Here is a 625-nt window from a genome sequence, read left to right as displayed (position 1 = left end):
AACGAGCGCGAATTGGAAGTGATTGCTTCTGCCGGTCTGCCCGTTCCGCCGAAATGGTCGTCGGAGTGGAGAGATATGGTTTTAGACCGGGATAAAGACGGCACATGGTATCTGGTTGTCACTCCCGTTGATACCCGCCATTGGATCAGCAAGCTGCCCTACGCCCAATTCAAAGCAATCGACGGGAAATGGCAGCAGGTTGAGTTTGACAAATCGCTGAATGGCAGGGAAGCAAATCTGGAGTTCACGCTTAAAGTAGGGAAAATGCCGGAAAAAATCTATCTGACAGACAAACCGCTGGATATGGTACACCCTGAAGAATTCAAGAGTAACGTTGCATCCAGATACATTTATATTAATCTTGGTACCAAATACTGGTAATTTCATTTTCCAAATCCAAACTTAGGAGAGAATCATGGCAATCGACGTAAAAACCTACGCCCAACTGGCTGCCCGTGTGTATGACAAGAAGCAAAAAGAAAACAAAATGACTCTGCCGGCCGGCTTTGAAGAAGTGCATTGGCGTGATGACGATGCTTCGGGGTTTTCTGCCGGTGTGTACCGTTCGGCAGACGGCAAGCAGGTGGTGGTTTCGTTTACCGGCACCAATGCCCGCACCGTTTCA

The 625-nt window shown here is 48.5% G+C and carries 2 protein-coding genes; both read left to right on the top strand.

The window, feature by feature from the left end:
* On the top strand, positions 1 to 381 hold a 381-nt coding region (locus MB824_RS09535), incomplete at its 5' end, for a hypothetical protein (RefSeq protein WP_238748274.1).
* Between the two features lie 34 nt (positions 382 to 415).
* Positions 416 to 625: hypothetical protein (locus MB824_RS09530; protein ID WP_238748273.1), on the top strand; the 210-nt coding region annotated here is incomplete at its 3' end.

The sequence above is a fragment of the Kingella pumchi genome, assembly GCF_022288825.1.
Lineage (GTDB): Bacteria > Pseudomonadota > Gammaproteobacteria > Burkholderiales > Neisseriaceae > Kingella_D > Kingella_D pumchi.
This window is presented reverse-complemented; position numbering and strand designations above follow the sequence as displayed.